Below are 17,794 nucleotides of genomic sequence, written 5' to 3'. Positions count from 1 at the left end.
GATCGACCCATGAAGCTATGGAAAGGCGTGTGCGCCGGCTTACTGATGCTGCCGGCGTTGGCGGGTGCCGAGGAGATCGGCGAGGTCTCCACGGTGTTCAAGTGGGTCGGGCCGAACGACAAGATCGTCGTCGAGGCCTTCGATGACCCTCGGGTGGAGGGCGTGACCTGCTACCTGTCGCGGGCCAAGACCGGCGGCGTCAAGGGTGGGTTGGGGCTGGCCGAGGATCGCGCCGAGGCGTCCATCGCCTGTCGCCAGGTCGGGCCGATCCGCTTCGACGGCGAGCTCAAGGATGGCGAGGAGGTGTTCAAGCAGCGCACCTCGCTGGTGTTCAAGTCCATGCAGGTGGTGCGCTTCTTCGACGAGAAGCGCAACGCGCTGATCTATCTGGTCTACAGCGATCGCGTGATCGAAGGCAGTCCGCAGAATGCGGTGACGGCCATTCCGATCATGCCCTGGCCGGCGAAGTAATCCGATCCTTCCGTAGGGCGTATAACCGTTCGCGGTTATACGCCGTTACCCATGTGTTCCATGAGTGGCTAGGCGGCGGATAACGCTTCGCGTTATTCGCCCTGCGCTTGCGGGCTTTTTCGTAGGCAATAAAAAACCGGCCCTGGGGCCGGTTTTTCAAGAACGGAACGCTTACGCGGTGGCCAGGGCCTTCACGTGGGCGTTCAGGCGGCTCTTGTGACGAGCGGCCTTGTTCTTGTGGATGATGCCTTTGTCGGCCATGCGGTCGATGACCGGTACGGCGGCAACCAGAGCGGCCTGGGCCTTCGGCAGGTCCTTGGCGTCGACTGCTTTGACTACGTTCTTGATGTAGGTACGAACCATGGAACGCAGGCTGGCGTTGTGGCTGCGACGCTTCTCAGCCTGTTTGGCGCGTTTTTTGGCGGAAGGTGTGTTGGCCACCGTCGAGCTCCTCGAGAAAAACTTGGGTTATTGCGAATAAATTAAGGCCGCGAATGATGCCGTCGAGTCAGTGCCTTGTCAAGGGTATGAGCGGCTGCCGACGAGCGGCGTGGCCGATGAATCACGGCGCGGGTGGGTGATTTATTCGACCGGCGGCCATACACTCGACGCCCTTTACTGGCGCGGGGCACCTCCGGCGCCGTGCGGGCAGGGCCGCCCCTGCACTGACAAGTCCCGGACGCAATGAACCTACTCAAATCGCTGGCCGCGGTCAGCTCCATGACCATGATCTCGCGGGTGCTCGGCTTCGTCCGGGACACCATTGTAGCGCGCATGTTCGGCGCGGGGATGGCCACCGACGCGTTCTTCGTCGCCTTCAAGCTGCCCAACCTGCTGCGCCGGATCTTCGCCGAGGGCGCGTTTTCCCAGGCGTTCGTGCCAATCCTTGCGGAATACAAGACCCAGCAGGGCGAGGAGGCGACCCGCACCTTCATCGCCTATGTCTCCGGCCTGCTGACCCTGGTGCTGGCGCTGGTCACCGCGCTGGGCATCCTCGCCGCGCCCTGGGTGATCTGGGTCACCGCGCCGGGGTTCGTCGATTCCCAGGAGAAGTTCGAGCTGACCACCGCGCTGCTGCGCGTGACCTTCCCCTACATCCTGCTGATTTCCCTGGCGTCGCTGGCCGGCGCCATCCTCAATACCTGGAACCGTTTCTCGGTGCCGGCCTTCGTGCCGACGCTGCTGAACGTCAGCATGATCATCTTCTCGCTGTTCCTCACGCCGTACTTCCACCCGCCGGTGATGGCCCTGGGCTGGGCGGTGCTGGCCGGCGGCCTGGCGCAACTGCTCTACCAGCTGCCGCACCTGCGCCGGATCGGCATGCTCGTGCTGCCGCGCCTGAACCTGCGCGACAGCGGCGTATGGCGCGTGCTCAAGCAGATGGGGCCGGCGATCCTCGGAGTGTCGGTGAGCCAGATATCGCTGATCATCAACACCATCTTCGCCTCCTTCCTGGCGGCCGGCTCGGTGTCCTGGATGTACTACGCCGACCGCCTGATGGAGCTGCCTTCCGGCGTGCTGGGCGTGGCCCTGGGCACCATCCTGCTGCCGTCGCTGGCCAAGACCTACGCCAGCGACGACCGCCACGAGTATTCGCGCCTGATGGACTGGGGCCTGCGCCTGTGCTTCCTGCTGGTGCTGCCATGTTCCCTGGCGCTGGCGCTGATTTCCGAGCCGCTGACGGTGTCGCTGTTCCAGTACGGCAAGTTCAGCGCCAACGACGCACTGATGACCCAGCGCGCGCTGATCGCCTACGCCGTGGGGCTGCTCGGCATCATCCTGGTGAAGGTGCTGGCGCCGGGCTTCTACGCCCGGCAGAACATCCGCACGCCGGTGAAGATCGCGCTGTTCACCCTGGCTTCCACGCAGTTGATGAACCTGGTGTTCATCGGCCCGCTGAAGCACGCCGGCCTGGCCCTGGCGATCAGCCTGGCGGCCTGCCTGAACGCCGGCCTGCTGTATTGGCAGTTGCGCAAGCACGGCCTGTTCGAGCCGCAGCCGGGCTGGCCGGTGTTCCTCGGCAAGCTGGTGCTGGCGGTGCTGGTGATGGCCGGCGTGCTGCTGGGCATCATGTATTTCATGCCGGCCTGGGATATCGGCGGCATGGCCTGGCGCCTGGCGCGCCTGGGCGTGCTGGTGGTGGCCGGGGTGGTGGCCTATTTCGGTATGCTGGCGTTGCTCGGCTTCCGTCTGCGCGACTTCTCGCGGCGGGCGGTGAGCTAGCCCGGCACGGCCCCTTGGGTGTATCCGTGACGCGCGGCGGCTTTGTGCCTGTCGCGCGGCGGCGGGTGCAGGTATAATCGACCACTTTCTGAGCAATACGCGCGCTATGCAGCTGCTTCGAGGCCTCCACAACCTGCGGCCCCTGTCCGGGGGCTGCCTCGCCACCATCGGCAATTTCGACGGCGTCCATCTCGGCCACCAGGCGATCCTGGCGCGTCTGCGCGAGCGCTCGCTGGAGCTGGGCGTGCCCAGCTGTGTGGTGATCTTCGAGCCGCAGCCGCGCGAGTACTTCGCCCCGGACGCCGCGCCGGTGCGCCTGACCCGCCTGCGCGAGAAGCTCGAGCTGCTGCGCGGGCAGGGCGTCGACTTCGTCCTCTGCCTGACCTTCAACCGCCGCCTGCGCGAGTTGTCGGCCGCCGAATTCGTGCGCCAGGTACTGGTGGACGGGCTGGCGGTGCGCCACCTGGAAGTGGGCGACGATTTCCGCTTCGGCTGCGATCGCTCCGGCGACTTCGCCTTCCTGGTCAAGGCCAGCGCCGAGCAGGGTTTCACCGTCGAGGCCGCCACCACGGTGGAAGTCGACGGCATGCGGGTGAGCAGCTCGCGCATCCGCAAGGTGCTCGCCGACGGCGACCTGCACCTGGCCGAGCGCCTGCTGGGGCGCCCGTTCCGCCTCAGCGGGCGGGTGCTGCACGGGCAGAAGCTCGGCCGCACCCTCGGTTCGCCCACCGCGAACATCCAGCTGAAGCGACGCAAGGCGCCGCTCAATGGCGTCTACCTGGTCAGCACCGTGGTGGCTGGCCAGCGCTGCAATGGGGTGGCCAACATCGGCACGCGACCGTCGGTCAACGGCGACGGCCGGCCCCACCTGGAAGTGCATCTGCTGGACTTCGCGGGCGACCTCTACGGCCTGCACCTGGATGTGACCTTCCACCAGAAGCTGCGTGATGAGCAGCGCTTCGCCTCCCTGGAGGCACTGAAGGCGGCGATTCTCGCCGACATCGCCGCCGCCCGAGCCTACTGGCTGGGCCAACCGCTTGATTGAACAGATCCTGAACAGGCCCTGAGATGACCGATTACAAAGCCACGCTGAACCTTCCCGAAACCGACTTCCCGATGAAAGCCGGCCTGCCCCAGCGCGAGCCGGAAACCCTGAAGTTCTGGAATGACATCGGCCTGTACCAGAAGCTGCGGAAGGCCGGCGAAGGCCGCCCGAAATTCATCCTGCACGATGGCCCGCCCTACGCCAACGGCAGCATCCACATCGGTCACGCGGTCAACAAGATCCTCAAGGACCTGATCGTCCGCTCGCGCACCCTGGCCGGCTACGACGCCCCCTACGTGCCGGGCTGGGACTGCCATGGCCTGCCCATCGAGCACAAGGTCGAGACCACCCACGGCAAGAACCTGCCGGCGGACAAGACCCGCGAGCTGTGCCGCGCCTACGCCGCCGAGCAGATCGAGGGGCAGAAGGCTGACTTCATCCGCCTGGGCGTGCTCGGCGAGTGGGACAACCCCTACAAGACCATGAACTTCAGCAACGAGGCCGGCGAAATCCGCGCCCTCGCCGAGATGGTCAAGCAGGGCTTCGTGTTCAAGGGCCTGAAGCCGGTGAACTGGTGCTTCGACTGTGGTTCGGCGCTGGCCGAGGCCGAGGTCGAGTACGCCGACAAGAAGTCCGACGCCATCGACGTCGCCTTCCCGGTCGAGGACGCCGACAAGCTGGCCGCCGCCTTCGGCCTGGCCAGCCTGCCGAAGCCGGCCGCCATCGTCATCTGGACCACCACGCCCTGGACCATCCCGGCCAACCAGGCGCTGAACGTCCACCCCGAATTCACCTACGCCCTGGTCGACACCGGCGCGCGCCTGCTGGTGCTGGCCGAGGAACTGGTCGAGGAGTGCCTGGCGCGCTACGGCCTGGAAGGCCAGGTCATCGCCACCGCCAAGGGCGAGGCGCTGGACCTGATCCGCTTCCGTCATCCGTTCTACGAGCGTTTCTCGCCGGTCTACCTGGCCGAGTACGTCGAGCTGGGCGCCGGTACCGGCGTCGTGCACTCCGCGCCGGCCTATGGCGAGGATGACTTCCGTACCTGCAAGCAGTACGGCATGAGCAACGACGACATCCTCAGCCCGGTGCAGAGCAATGGCGTGTATGTGGCCGACCTGCCGTTCTTCGGCGGCCAGTTCATCTGGAAGGCCAACCCGAACATCGTCGCCAAGCTGGACGAAGTGGGCGCGCTGCTCAAGCACGCCTCCATCAGCCACAGCTACATGCACTGCTGGCGCCACAAGACCCCGCTGATCTACCGCGCCACCGCGCAGTGGTTCGTCGGCATGGACAAGCAGCCGGTGAGCGGCGCCACCCTGCGCGAGCGTTCGCTGGAAGCCATCTCGCAGACCGAGTTCGTGCCCACCTGGGGCCAGGCGCGCCTGCACGGTATGATCGCCGGCCGTCCCGACTGGTGCATCTCGCGCCAGCGCAACTGGGGCGTACCCATCCCGTTCTTCCTGCACAAGGCCACCGGCGAGCTGCACCCGCGCACCGTCGAGCTGATGGAAGCCGTGGCCCAGCGCGTCGAGAAGGAAGGCATCGAGGCCTGGTTCAAGCTCGACGCCGCCGAGCTGCTCGGTGACGAGGCCGCGCAGTACGACAAGATCAGCGACACCCTGGACGTCTGGTTCGACTCCGGCACCACCCACTGGCACGTGCTGCGCGGCTCCCACGCCGAGCTCGGGCACGCCAGCGGCCCGGCCGCCGACCTCTACCTGGAAGGCTCCGATCAGCACCGCGGCTGGTTCCACTCCTCGCTGCTGACCGGCTGCGCCATCGACGGCCACGCGCCGTACCGCCAGCTGCTGACCCACGGCTTCACCGTGGACGAGTCCGGCCGCAAGATGTCCAAGTCGCTCGGCAACACCGTGGTGCCGCAGACCGTGATCGACAGCATGGGCGCCGATATCCTGCGCCTGTGGGTCGCCTCGACCGACTACTCCGGCGAGATCGCCGTATCGCAGAACATCCTGCAGCGCAGCGCCGACGCCTACCGGCGCATCCGCAACACCACGCGCTTCCTGCTGTCGAACCTGTCCGGCTTCGACCCGGCCAAGGACCTGCTGCCCAACGACCAGCTGCTGGCCCTGGACCGCTGGGCCATCGACCGCGCCCTGCTGCTGCAGCGCGAGCTGGAAGAGGCCTACCGCGACTACCGTTTCTGGAACGTCTACTCCAAGGTGCACAACTTCTGCGTGCAGGAGCTGGGCGGCTTCTACCTGGACATCATCAAGGACCGCCAGTACACCACCCAGGCCGACAGCGTCGCCCGCCGCTCGTGCCAGACCGCGCTGTTCCACATCGCCGAGGCGCTGGTGCGCTGGATCGCGCCGATCCTGGCGTTCACCGCCGAGGAAGTGTGGAAGTACCTGCCCGGCGAGCGCGCCGAATCGGTGATGCTCAGCACCTGGTACGAAGGCCTCTCCGAGCTGCCGGCCGACGCCGAGCTGGGCCGTGCCTACTGGGACCAGGTGATGGCCGCCAAGGCCGCGGTGAACAAGGAACTGGAGAACCAGCGCGCGGCCAAGGCCGTGGGCGGCAACCTGCAGGCCGAGGTCACCCTGTTCGCCGATGACGCCCTCGCCGCCGACCTGGCCAAGCTGGGCAACGAACTGCGCTTCGTGCTGATCACCTCCACCGCTACCGTCGCGCCGTTGGCCCAGGCTCCGGCCGACGCCGTGGACAGCGAAGTCCCTGGCCTGAAGCTGAAGGTGGTCAAGTCCGCCCACGCCAAGTGCGGCCGTTGCTGGCACCACCGCGCCGATGTCGGCCGCCATGCCGCGCACCCGGAGCTGTGCGACCGTTGCGTCGAGAACATCGAAGGCGCCGGCGAGGTTCGCCACTATGCCTGATCGTTTCGGCCGTCTCGGCTGGCTGTGGATAACCGTGCTGGTGCTGGTCCTCGACCAGGTCAGCAAGGCCTACTTCGAAGGTGCGCTGAGCCTCTACCAGCAGGTCGTGGTGATCCCCGACCTGTTCAGCTGGACCCTGGCCTACAACACCGGCGCGGCCTTCAGCTTCCTGGCCGACAGCTCGGGCTGGCAGCGCTGGCTGTTCGCCCTGATCGCCGTGGTGGTCAGCGCCGTGCTGTTGGTCTGGCTCAAGCGCCTGAAGCCCAGCGACACCTGGCTGGCCATCGCCCTGGCGCTGGTCCTCGGTGGCGCGCTGGGCAACCTGTACGACCGCATCGTGCTCGGCCACGTGATCGACTTCATCTTCGTGCACTGGCAGAACCGCTGGTACTTCCCGGCGTTCAACCTGGCCGACAGCGCCATCACCGTCGGTGCCATCATGCTGGCGCTGGACATGTTCAAGACGAAAAAATCCGGAGAAACCGCCCATGGCTGATGTTCGCATCGGAGCGGATACCGAAGTCACCCTGCACTTCGCCCTCAAACTCGCCGACGGCAACGTCGTCGACAGTACCTTCGACAAGCAGCCGGCCACCTTCAAGGTCGGCGACGGCAACCTGCTGCCCGGCTTCGAGCAGGCGCTCTACGGCCTCAAGGCCGGCGACAAGCGCACCCTGAGCATCGAGCCGGAGCAGGGCTTCGGCCAGCCGAACCCGGCCAACGTGCAGGTCATGCCGCGCGACCAGTTCCAGGACATGGAGCTGGCCGAGGGCCTGCTGGTGATCTTCAACGACGCCGCCAAGACCGAACTGCCGGGCGTGGTGAAGGCCTTCGACGAGCAGCACGTGACCATCGACTTCAACCACCCGCTGGCTGGCAAGAGCCTGGCCTTCGACGTTGAAATCATCGACGTAAAAGCGCTTTGACGGCGTAGGATGGGTGGAGCGAAGCGATACCCATCACCGCCCGCAAGCCAGGCCTGCGCCCCGAGACCACCGACCATGCAAATCAAACTCGCCAACCCCCGCGGCTTCTGCGCCGGCGTCGACCGCGCGATCGAGATCGTCAACCGCGCCCTCGACGTGTTCGGCCCGCCGATCTACGTGCGCCACGAAGTGGTACACAACAAGTTCGTGGTGGAGAACCTGCGCAACCGTGGCGCGGTGTTCGTCGAGGAACTCGACCAGGTGCCGGACGACACCATCGTCATCTTCAGCGCCCATGGCGTTTCCCAGGCGGTGCGCAAGGAAGCCGAGAAGCGTGGCCTGAAGGTCTTCGACGCGACCTGCCCGCTGGTCACCAAGGTGCACATGGAAGTGGTGCGCTACAGCCGCGACGGCCACGAATGCATCCTCATCGGCCACGAAGGCCACCCCGAGGTGGAAGGCACCATGGGCCAGTACGACTCGGCCAATGGCGGCGATATCTACCTGGTGGAAGACGAGAGCGACGTGGCCGCGCTGGAAGTGCGCAACGCCGAGGCGCTGCACTTCGTGACCCAGACCACCCTGTCGATGGACGACACCTCGCGGGTCATCGACGCCCTGCGCGCCAAGTTCCCGCACATCCAGGGCCCGCGCAAGAACGACATCTGCTACGCCACCCAGAACCGCCAGGACGCGGTCAAGGAACTGGCCGACCAGTGCGACCTGGTGCTGGTGGTGGGCAGCCCGAACAGCTCCAACTCCAACCGCTTGCGCGAGCTCGCGGAGCGCATGGGCACCCCCGGTTACCTGATCGACGGCGCCGAGGACCTCAAGCAGGAATGGCTAGAGGGCGTGAACAGCATCGGCATCACCGCCGGCGCCTCTGCCCCGGAAGTGCTGGTGCGCGGGGTGATCGAGCAACTGCGCAAATGGGGCGCCGAGCCCGAGGTGGAGCTGGATGGGCGGGAGGAGAACATCACCTTCTCGATGCCCAAGGAGCTGCGGGTGAAGGCGCTTTAGCCCTATCTCCAGCCAATAAAAAACCCGCGAAAGCGGGTTTTTTATTGGCTGCAGGTCAGATTCCGCTGCACGAGCCCCACATGTTGCCCAGGGGGGCGTCGCCACCGCGGACGTTGGCGGAGGTGATCGTCAGTGTCCCTTTGCCTTTCAGGTGGCCGCTGTTGGTTGGGGTAGCGGTCAGCGTGTAGCTCGTTGCATCGGAAGCACTAACAGCGATGTTCGTTTCCTTGCCCGATCCGTCCACCGGGCTGGCTGAGTAGTTGCCCAGGTCAGCGCCGGCGTAGGTATTGTTCTGCGCGCGGAAGCGCTCCATCTGATTGGCCGCCCCCACCAGTACGCTCTTGGCGTCTTCGCAGGCGGCGCGTCGCACGTAGCCTTGGTAGGCGGGAAGTGCGATGGCGGCCAGAATGCCGACGACGACGACCGTGATCATCAATTCGACCAGTGTGAAGCCCTGTTGTCGTGCCATGTTTGGTGACGTCCTTCAGTTAAGGTTCTGGCTATCCATCCAGTAGAGTTTCCCCAGCGGCGGCGTTTTCGACTCGACCGGCGGAATCGACGGATCGGGCAGTACCCAGCAGCTGTTGCCGGTGCAGAACAACTGGGGGTCGCCGGATATACCGCCGCTATTGCTCATCTGCGCCCGGTCGCTGGCCGTCGGGTTGGCGCTGGCATCGACCAGGGCGGGGGTCGCGTCGTATAGCTTGACCGCGTATGAACGGTTCTTCCCGATCACTGCGCTGCAGGTCGTCGTACTGGTGCTCGGTTCATAGGTGTTGAAGAACACGGCGCCGTTGGCCGTGAGGGCTCGGGAAAGGACTTTCTCGCCCGAGTTGTTCAGCGTGATGAACCAGCCCCCCTGCGTCTGCTGGAAGGCCGTGCCGGCGGTGGCTTTCTGGGCGTCGCTGCCGGCCTGGATCAGGTTCTGCGTGGCGTCGTACAGGTTGCCCTCCGTCAGGGTGGTTTCTCCCGTGGTCTTGAACAGGACATCCGTGCGCAATGAGTAGAAGCGATCCTGGATGTATTCGTTCAGCGGGTGGCCCTGGTAGCCGCTGCCGATATTCACCGAGAGCGAGCGATTGCCGTTCACGTTCTGCAGGGCGACATCCGGTTCATGGTAGAAGCGGCGTGCCGATTCCGGCGCCGTTCCGCCGACGCTGGCAAACACGCCGCCGGAGCCCCCGGCCGAAACCAGCGAACTGCCACTGCTGCCGTTGTTGATGTAGAAGCGCCAGACCTGGCCGCCCATGTCGCCAACGAAGAACTGGTCGGCAAGGCGATCGGGGTCGGTCACCAGCGCGCCGCTTTGCTGCTGGATATCGATGACGCGCACCGGGCTGGGAATGCTGTACTTCATTTTCGCCAGCGTCAGGTCGTAGATCGCCGGCCCGGTGGTCGGGTTGGCGTTGCTCACCGACCAGATCTTCGCCCCGGTCTTGGCGTCGACGATGTAGATGGCATTGCCGATGCTGTCTTCCACGTAGGTGCTGGTGGACGTGTTCTGGTTGTCCTGGGCCTTGTTGTAGCCGCCGCCGAAGATCAGCACGTCGCGTATGGTGGTGCCGACCTTGATCTTGGTCTTGACCGGTGTCGACCAGGTTTGCGCGAGCTTCTCGAAGCCGGGCGTGGTGCCACCGATGATTTGCCAGAGCATCTTGGGCGCACTGCGATCGGTGATATCCAGGGCGTAGATGTTGTTGCCGCCGCGGCCCATGGTCGCGTAGGCGTAGACGAACTCCCCGGAGTTCAGGCCGGTGGTGGCGCCGGTGGTCGGGTCGCCGTAGATCACGCCGTTGTTGTTGGCGTCGTTGGCCCAGACGGTAACCGAGTTGTCCATACCATACAGGCGGGGTTTGACCGAGGTGGACTTGGCGTTGTTACGCAGTGGTTTGATATTTGGCAGCAAGGCCTCTGGCATGAAGCCGAACTGCTCCACGCCGGTCCGGGTGCTGAAAGCATGCAGAAAGCCTTCGTTGGTACCCATGATCGCGCTGATATCGGCCGAGGTGCATGTGCCGCTGGTGTAGGTGTTGCAGCCGTAGGTGACCAGGCGCGGAGAGGAGTGGATGGGGTCGCCCATCGCCTGACGCACTGTGTCATTACCGCTGGGGTCGGTATCCGTGCCGCGGATGTACTTGAGCAGGGCGGCGCGCTCCACGGTGGTCATGCTGGCATCGCCAAGTTTGGCTCCGGTTACATTGGCATTGCTCGAAGCCAGGGCTTCCAGCGCCGTGGCGACGCCTCCCGGAGAATCGCTCAGGAAGGTGTAGAGGCTGCGGGTGTCTGGCGCCGGCAGCTTGAACGCGGCCCCACCCTTCGCTACGTCGGCGCCGTCCTGGTTGGTACTCCAGATGCTGCGGGCGCTGCTCTTGAAGAAGCCGGTGTTCTTGTCGATGGCGGCGGCGTTGTCGGCGTCGACGATGGTCGCGACGCTGCCCTGGGTGTCCAGGCGATAACGCTTCAGGTTGCCGACCCAGCGATCGGTTTCCGCCGGGCGGAACAGGGCGAAATACAGCTCGTCGCGGTTGTCGGCGCGGTTGAAGGTGTTCACCGGGGCGCTGGTGTTGACGAAGGTGGTGTTGGTCGCCAGCGCCGTCTGGATGATGTCATCGAAGGCATCGGTCAGGTCGGCAGCATCTTTGGCCGCGTAGTACTTGCCGGTACCCAGGCTGGCCAGGTCGGTCAGGAACGTGGTTGCCTGGGCGTTGTCGCTGGTGTTGAAGCCGATCGTATAGGTCTTGACCGTATTCAGGCCGTCGTAGTCGGCCTGGTCCGAGGTGGCGAGCCATTTCACCACACTGCGGCCGCATTTCTCCGACGTGTATTTGGAGTCGCCGCTGCACGAGCCGCTGCCGATGAGCGAGTCGATCCCGCTTTGCGCTGCGTTCTGCTGAGAGGTGGAGCCGGTGTTGGCCTCGCCGTCGGTCAGGAGCACCAGATAGTTCGCCTGGCAGGAGCTGGTGATGGGGCTGGTTGCGCTGCCGGTGTGTTTGCCCGGCTTCTGGTTGTAGTAACCCGCCGCATCGTTCAGCGCAGGCACCAGCGGCGTGTTGCCGCCTGCCGAGAGGGCCTGGACGATGCCGTTGGTGTAGTCGCGGATGGTGTAGCTGTTCTCGCCCAGGCCGCCGGATGCCAGCTTGACACGCAGAACGGCGCTGCTGCCGGCACCGTAGTCGCGGGTCCGAAGGCTGAGACTGCCGCTGGTGGGTTTCATCAGCAGGGTCAGCGAGTTGCCGTCGGCCCAGCCCGTGCGGGCGAACTGGTTCTGCAGCATGGTCTTGAGCGCCGTCGCCGCGCAACTGACGGGCGTGCCCGCCGTGGTAGGGGTGAAGGTGCAGGTCGCGCTGCCGACGCCGGGGAACCTGTTGCTCAGGTTGTTTCTACCTGTGGTCAACTCGGCGGGGTTGTCGGTGTCCTCCAGCGAGATGGTGGCCGTGCCGGCGCTGGTATTGTCCGGGGTGACGATGATCTGGGCTTCCTTGACGGTAGCCCCCTTCTTGACCGGGACCTTCTGGTAGCGGTTTGCCAGGTAACCATTGCTGAATGACATGGTGGTCGATGTCAGGTTGGGCGTTCGTCCGGAGGAGGATGTACTCTGCTGATAGCCGTCATCCTTCGCATCCACCAGGGAAATGTTCAGGATGGGGTCCAGGCAGCCACCGTCGCCCCCTTCGTATTTCACGTTCAGTACCGGCTGCAGGCCTTTGGCCGAATCGACGCTGAAGGCCGTGCGGTTGCCGCTGCCCGAGGTGGGGGTGATGAAGAACGCCATGGAGTTGTTGCCGCACCAGTCGCTGGCGCTATTGATCACGCTCTGCACCAGGGCCGTGACGGTCGGGCCTTCGACGTAGACCTGGGGGTTGGTGGTGCGCCATTCCACGGGCGTCCAGGTCGTAGTGTTGGCGACCTTGCTGCGGCCGGTGAAGTTGGATGCGCTGGTGGTGAAAATCGGGGCGTCGCCGATGTTCTGCGCCGAGACCGTGAAGGTCACCGGGCGGTCGTCGGACGCTGCCGGAACGAAGTCGATTCGCGCGGAAGTGATGGTCGCACCTTTGGGAATGGCGACGTTCTGGAAGCGCAGGCCAGTGGTGCGGTTGAGACTGTTGCCGCCGGACCAGACCACTTCCAGGCGCGGGGAGTTTTCCGGGGAGGTGGTGGTGCCATCGCCCAGGTACCAGTTGTAGTTGTTCGATCCGGCGCCGCGAATGCGCATTGAAATATCGCCAATTGGGTTGGCGGCGGGGGCGACGCTTCTAAGGTTCTTGATCTGAGTGGTGAGGTCGATCGAAAGCTCTTCGCCGGTCAGGGTTGGAGTGACCGAAGTGATGTTCAGGTTGGTATTGGAGTAGTCCTTGTCACTGCCGATGCTGGTGTCGTTATTGAACGCCGCGGCGGTCTTGGAGTTTTCCAATTTTACAGCGAACGGTCTGACGGTTCCGGTGGTAGCCCGAGTGATCACCAGTTTCGCCGAAGTGATGGTGGCGTCATATGGGATGTTCAGGTTGCGGAATATCAGGGCTCCATCGTTACCACCGGTGCCAGTGGTGGAGTTGATGGTCGCCTTGAGGCCGCTAGGGCAGACGGTGCCCCCGGTGGAAATCTTCGATGAGCAGAAGTAGTCAGTGGAGCCGCTCTTGACGACGTAGTAGGAGGAATATTCTGCCGAGTAGGTGGACGCCGTGCCGAGGGAGCGGGTCAGCGACAGTGCGTTGTTTCCGGTGTAGCCCATCACCAGCGTGGGATCGCTGATGTTCGTGGTTCCGTCGCTCGTATAGCTGGCGTCGTCACCACTGTCGACGATCACCGGGGACGACAGCTTGACGTTGATCGACTCGTTGATCGGGCGAATCGGCGACAGCAGGCGGCTGCCTCCGGTCGTACTGTTGAGCGCCATCACCCCAACATTGATGTTACCGGCACTGCTGATGATGGTGTCGAAGGCGCTCTTCAGCTGGGTCATCCGGGTTGGCGAGTTGTCGTTCATCGACCCTGAGTCGTCGAGGATGAACAACACGTTGGGCAGGATGCCGGCATCGATGCTGGAGCCGCCGAAGAAAATCTCCGTATCGTCGGCGTAGGACAGGCCCCCGTGCATGAACAAGGCGGTGGTGAGCGCTGAAACGAGTGCGCAGCGTAGGGCGCTAGGCGTTTTCATGTTGTTTATCCTTGCGCTTAGTAGCGAACCAGGTGGCCTTGCGTGTGTTTGGCGCGGGCGGGGTTGTCAGTGTCCTTGCAACTGCTGTCGGCGCAGGACTTGCCGGTGCTCTGGATGTCGAAACAGGCGTACTGGAAGCTGTTGCTGCCTTCCGCGGCGTTCAACGAATAGGACGCCACCACGCCATAGCAGCCGGTGGGCTGGGCGGCGCTGGCCGTGTAGGGCACCGTATCCTTCAGCTTCACTTCGCCTGTACTGAGAGGGGCGATCTGCGGGTTGGTCTGGTACTTGGCAATCCAGCCCTGGATGCCGCTTTCTGCAGCCTGGAAGGCAACGTTCTGCTGCTGGCTGTTGGCGGCCATGCGCTCTTGCAGGGAGGACTGCGTAGCTGCGGTGATGGCGACCACCGTCAGCAGCAACAGCAGTACCAGACAGATCAGCAAGGCCACGCCGTTTTGCGTGGTGCGAATGTTCATCAGAGGCGGTTCCTGAGGTCATAGGTGCCGGTGAACGAGCGAGTGATCTCGTTGCGGGCATCGCTGATGCTGAGCGTGACGCGTACAGCTTGCGCGGCGTTGAGTTGTGTCTGACTGATCGAGGCGCTGTCGACCCAGCTCACCAGGCCCGCGTTGGGCACTCCGAACGCTACGGAGGTGATGCTCGCATTGCTGAGAATGGGACTGGCGTTGCCGCCATTCAGGGCTTTGCAGATGCGCGAAACGCCGCTGCTGGTGCAGGTGCTGTACGCAACGGTGGTCAGGTAGAGCGTCGCGTCGTCGCAGTTCTTGTTGCCGGAAAAAGTGGTGCCGGTGTTGGCTGTCGTGGCATAGCGGAAAGTGACGCTCTTGCTTGCGGTGGACAGAGCAGCCGCAGGAAATGTCAAGTTGGCGACGGTCAGGCTGTTGGCTGACGAACTGCAGCCCTGGTACCCGGCGCGGCGCGCATCGGCGCCGATGACTTCCAGGGCCACTCGCCCGCTTTCCTGGATGCGCGCGAGGGCGGTATTGGTCTTGTCCGTGGCGTTGGTATTGCTGAACAGTTGCAGTACGCCAAGCATGAGAATGGAGCTGATGAGGATTGCCACCATCAGCTCGATGAGCGAAAGACCCTGCTGTTTTCTCACAGATCGATCCTCATGCTGAACGACGGTGTGACGGTCTTGGCGGAGGAATCCTTCAGCGCCGAACCGACTTCCGTCCAACTGATGGTCAGGGTGTATTTATTGTTGCTCGCCCTGGTTACGGTCGCGGTTGCATCAGGAAGTGCTGTGGCAAGCGCTGCGCGCCACTGGAACATATCCATCTGGGCCTGCTGGTGCGGGTTGCAGCCCGCCGTGTCGCAGCTGGGGTTGCTGGACGCGCTGGCATCGCTGGCCAGGGTGTAGTCGTCTGTCGTAATCGCCTGGCTGCGGTTCAGGCGCATGCGCTCGACGAGGTCGTAGACCATCAGGCTGGCTTGGCTGCGGCGATAGGCGCCCTGGTTGGATTGAAGGCTGGTGGTCATCAGGGTGGCCATGCCCAACAGGCCCACCGCGAGGATGACCAGGGCTATCAGCACTTCGATCAGGGTGAAGCCTTTTTCGTTGCGCTTGTTGTTCATTAGCAGCCGCTCCCACTGCATGCCTGGCCGATGGCATTGATGGAGATCTGCCGGCTGGCGGGGCGCGCATCGCTGATGGTGATGGTCGCGGCGGTGGTGGTGCCGTCGGCGGCATAGGTGATCGAGCTGGCGGAACTGGTGACGGTGATATCGCCGCTGACGGGCGCAATGACGCGAATGATGGCAGTGCCCCGGCTGATGATCGCGCCATTGCTCCAGTCGGTGCCGTTGGCGCAGGCGTTTCGGTCGCTATTGGCGGCACAGGCGCTGATACTGGTCTTCTGCATCACCGCTTCACTACGCGCCAGTTGAAGGGCGCCCAGCAGGGTATTGGTGGTGTTGCTCAACCGGTTGTCGAGCAGCATGGAGCGAAAGCTGGGGAAGCCGATGGAGGCCATGATGGCGATGATCGCCACCACCACCATCAGCTCTACCAGCGTGAACCCCGCCATTTCCTTGGGGCGCGACATGGCGCATTCCTCGTAGTCTTCGTATCGGAAATGCTGCCTTTATACGTATGAAATGTCCCTTTTTGTTGGATGGCCGATACAAATAGCGCGACATCCGGTCGTGTATGTCACTCATCTGTGACACTGATCGCAGAGCGGTTGTGAGCGGTTGTGAGCGGGTCAGGGTGGGCAGAGGGTGGCGCTCGGGGCGCTCTCGGTGCGGATGCGGCCGCTGCGGTTGATCAGGATGCGGTGGCCGGTGGCGTGGTTCGAGCAGATCGCCAGGTGACCGGCATGGAAGGCGCCGTTGGGTTGCACGCTGTGCCCGTCGGGGCGGTAGTGGATGTAGTCGCGCGAGGTGCGGTCGGCCTGGATCCGTACGCGGGGCAGGGCGGCGTGCTCGCGCAGGAGGGTTTCTCCGGGCTGGCGCTGGCCGTCGTTGTTGTCGTCATGGATCAGTGTCCAGCCCTTGGCCCAGTCGCCGTCGCGGGCGATGAGGCTGGTCGGCCGGCCGCCGAGGGCGGCGGTTTCGCGGGTGTGATTGAGGGCAGCGCGCAGGCTGTGCAGCGCGCTGCTGGCGTATTGCGCGGCGATCAGGTTGGCGAAGGCCGGGATGGCGAGGTTCAGGCCGATCAGCAGGACGGTGAGCGCGACGAGCGCTTCGGGCAGGGTGAAGCCACGGCTGCGGGTCATGATCTCTTCCTTGAGTGGTGCTCCGTTCGGAAGTATTGGTCGGTGTTCGCGGCGGCGGAGCCTGGGCGGTTGAACGTTCCTTCCGTCCGACCTGTAGGGCGCTTCCAGCTGGTCGGGTTGGTATAGTGGCGCGCCGGGCCTGGGCCCGGGTTTCTGTCTGCTTCGAGGTGTCGCGCAATGTCGGATGTGCTGGTTGTCGGGGGTGGGGTCGTTGGCCTGCTGAGTGCCTGGTCGCTGGGCCGCGAGGGGTTGCGAGTGACCCTGGTCGAGCGTGGCGAGACCGGGCGTGAGGCCTCCTGGGCCGGCGGCGGCATCGTTTCCCCGCTCTATCCCTGGCGCTACAGCCGCGCGGTGGCGAATCTCGCGCACTGGTCGCAGGACTTCTATCCGGTGCTGGGCGAGCGACTTTTGACCGACACCGGTGTCGACCCCGAGGTGCATGTCACCGGCCTCTACTGGCTGGACCTGGACGACCAGGCCGAGGCCCTGGCCTGGGCCGGCGCCAACGGGCGTCCGCTGCGGCCCGTGGATATCTCGGCGGTACGCGACGCGGTGCCGGCGCTGGGGCCGGGCTTCGAGCGCGCGGTGTACATGCCCGGGGTGGCCAACGTGCGCAATCCGCGCCTGGCGCGTGCCCTGCGCGAAGCCCTGGTGCGCCTGCCGAACGTCGAGCTGCGCGAAAACTGTGAAGTGACGGGTTTCATCCGTGAGCAGGGCGTCATTCGTGGCGTGCGTTGCGCGGCGGGCGAGCTGCGGGCGGACGCTACGGTTCTGGCCGCCGGCGCCTGGAGCGGCGAACTGCTCGGGCTACTGGGCCTGACGCTGCCGGTGGCGCCGGTGAAGGGCCAGATGATTCTCTACAAGTGCGCAGCGGACTTCCTTTCCAGCATGGTGCTGGCCAAGGGGCGCTACGCCATCCCCCGGCGCGATGGGCACATCCTGGTGGGTAGCACCCTGGAGCACGCCGGGTTCGACAAGACCCCCAGCGATGACGCGCTGGCCAGCCTGCGCGCTTCGGCGGAAGAGCTGTTGCCGGGGCTCGCCGGGCTGGCGCCGGTGCGCCACTGGGCGGGGCTGCGGCCGGGGTCGCCCGAGGGCATCCCGTTCATCGGTCCGGTGCCGGGCCAGGCGGGGCTGTGGTTGAACACCGGGCACTACCGCAACGGCCTGGTGCTGGCGCCGGCGTCCTGTCGCCTGCTGGCGGACCTGATGCTCGCGCGCGAGCTGATCATCGACCCGCTGCCCTATGCGCCTGAAGGGCGCCTGGTGGCGACGCCGCTCAGCTGATCCTGGCGCCGGTAACCGGTCGGCGTACCTCCGCGAACGGTTGTACGCCCTACATCATGGGCGGGTTT

Annotated in this window: 16 protein-coding genes; 8 read left to right on the top strand and 8 right to left on the bottom strand. The window is 64.8% G+C overall.

The window, feature by feature from the left end:
• Positions 1-9: 9 nt before the first annotated feature.
• Complete coding sequence (locus P3W75_RS00555; protein WP_276225418.1) at positions 10-471, top strand: CreA family protein; 462 nt, start codon at positions 10-12, stop codon at positions 469-471.
• A 171-nt stretch (positions 472-642) separates the two neighbouring features.
• Here P3W75_RS00555 and rpsT read toward each other — a convergent pair whose 3' ends face one another.
• On the bottom strand, positions 643-912 hold the full coding sequence (gene rpsT / locus P3W75_RS00550; RefSeq protein ID WP_009617555.1) for a 30S ribosomal protein S20: 270 nt from the start codon (positions 910-912) through the stop codon (positions 643-645).
• Positions 913-1,155: 243 nt separating this feature from the next.
• Here rpsT and murJ point away from each other — a divergent pair, with 243 nt between their 5' ends.
• The 6 genes from murJ to ispH all read left to right on the top strand — a co-directional run bounded on the left by murJ (position 1,156) and on the right by ispH (position 8,543).
• The gene (gene murJ / locus P3W75_RS00545) at positions 1,156-2,694 is read left to right on the top strand and encodes a murein biosynthesis integral membrane protein MurJ (protein ID WP_276225417.1); all 1,539 of its coding nucleotides are present in this window, start codon (positions 1,156-1,158) and stop codon (positions 2,692-2,694) included.
• Positions 2,695-2,800: 106 nt separating this feature from the next.
• The gene (gene ribF / locus P3W75_RS00540) at positions 2,801-3,739 is read left to right on the top strand and encodes a bifunctional riboflavin kinase/FAD synthetase (RefSeq protein WP_276225416.1); all 939 of its coding nucleotides are present in this window, start codon (positions 2,801-2,803) and stop codon (positions 3,737-3,739) included.
• 23 nt (positions 3,740-3,762) lie between these two features.
• Complete coding sequence (gene ileS, locus P3W75_RS00535) at positions 3,763-6,597, top strand: isoleucine--tRNA ligase (protein WP_276225415.1); 2,835 nt, start codon at positions 3,763-3,765, stop codon at positions 6,595-6,597.
• Positions 6,590-7,093 carry a signal peptidase II gene (lspA, locus tag P3W75_RS00530; protein WP_276225414.1) on the top strand — a complete coding sequence of 168 codons (504 nt, stop codon included), beginning with the start codon at positions 6,590-6,592 and terminating at the stop codon, positions 7,091-7,093. Before ileS ends, lspA begins: the two co-directional genes overlap by 8 nt.
• Complete coding sequence (gene fkpB / locus P3W75_RS00525; protein WP_276225413.1) at positions 7,086-7,523, top strand: FKBP-type peptidyl-prolyl cis-trans isomerase; 438 nt, start codon at positions 7,086-7,088, stop codon at positions 7,521-7,523. Before lspA ends, fkpB begins: the two co-directional genes overlap by 8 nt.
• 75 nt (positions 7,524-7,598) lie before the next feature.
• Positions 7,599-8,543 (top strand): 4-hydroxy-3-methylbut-2-enyl diphosphate reductase, encoded by a 945-nt coding sequence (gene ispH, locus P3W75_RS00520; protein ID WP_276225412.1) that lies wholly within the window; start codon positions 7,599-7,601, stop codon positions 8,541-8,543.
• Between the two features lie 55 nt (positions 8,544-8,598).
• Here ispH and P3W75_RS00515 read toward each other — a convergent pair whose 3' ends face one another.
• From P3W75_RS00515 to P3W75_RS00485, 7 genes are all read right to left on the bottom strand, one after another.
• Positions 8,599-9,012: a type IV pilin protein gene (locus P3W75_RS00515; protein WP_276225411.1), complete on the bottom strand. Its 414-nt coding sequence runs from the start codon at positions 9,010-9,012 to the stop codon at positions 8,599-8,601.
• Positions 9,013-9,027: 15 nt separating this feature from the next.
• Positions 9,028-13,698, bottom strand: a complete 4,671-nt coding sequence (locus P3W75_RS00510; RefSeq protein WP_276225410.1) for a pilus assembly protein PilY — start codon at positions 13,696-13,698, stop codon at positions 9,028-9,030.
• A 17-nt stretch (positions 13,699-13,715) separates the two neighbouring features.
• Entirely contained in the window at positions 13,716-14,174 is a 459-nt protein-coding gene (locus tag P3W75_RS00505) for a pilus assembly PilX family protein (RefSeq protein WP_276225409.1), read from the bottom strand.
• Positions 14,174-14,821 (bottom strand): PilW family protein, encoded by a 648-nt coding sequence (locus P3W75_RS00500; protein WP_276225408.1) that lies wholly within the window; start codon positions 14,819-14,821, stop codon positions 14,174-14,176. The genes P3W75_RS00505 and P3W75_RS00500 overlap by 1 nt, the downstream gene beginning before the upstream one ends.
• The gene (gene pilV, locus P3W75_RS00495; RefSeq protein WP_276225407.1) at positions 14,818-15,297 is read right to left on the bottom strand and encodes a type IV pilus modification protein PilV; all 480 of its coding nucleotides are present in this window, start codon (positions 15,295-15,297) and stop codon (positions 14,818-14,820) included. Before pilV ends, P3W75_RS00500 begins: the two co-directional genes overlap by 4 nt.
• The gene (locus P3W75_RS00490; RefSeq protein WP_276225406.1) at positions 15,297-15,767 is read right to left on the bottom strand and encodes a GspH/FimT family pseudopilin; all 471 of its coding nucleotides are present in this window, start codon (positions 15,765-15,767) and stop codon (positions 15,297-15,299) included. The genes pilV and P3W75_RS00490 overlap by 1 nt, the downstream gene beginning before the upstream one ends.
• A gap of 159 nt (positions 15,768-15,926) precedes the next feature.
• A complete protein-coding gene (locus P3W75_RS00485) occupies positions 15,927-16,439 on the bottom strand; it encodes a GspH/FimT family pseudopilin (protein ID WP_276225405.1) in 513 nt (170 codons plus the stop codon).
• A gap of 177 nt (positions 16,440-16,616) precedes the next feature.
• On the opposite strand from P3W75_RS00485, the gene thiO reads away from it, so the two are divergent.
• Complete coding sequence (gene thiO / locus P3W75_RS00480; protein ID WP_276225404.1) at positions 16,617-17,726, top strand: glycine oxidase ThiO; 1,110 nt, start codon at positions 16,617-16,619, stop codon at positions 17,724-17,726.
• The last annotated feature ends 68 nt before the right edge of the window (positions 17,727-17,794 follow it).

Origin of the sequence: Pseudomonas citronellolis (assembly GCF_029335315.1) — a bacterium.
Lineage (GTDB): Bacteria > Pseudomonadota > Gammaproteobacteria > Pseudomonadales > Pseudomonadaceae > Pseudomonas > Pseudomonas citronellolis_A.
This window is presented reverse-complemented; position numbering and strand designations above follow the sequence as displayed.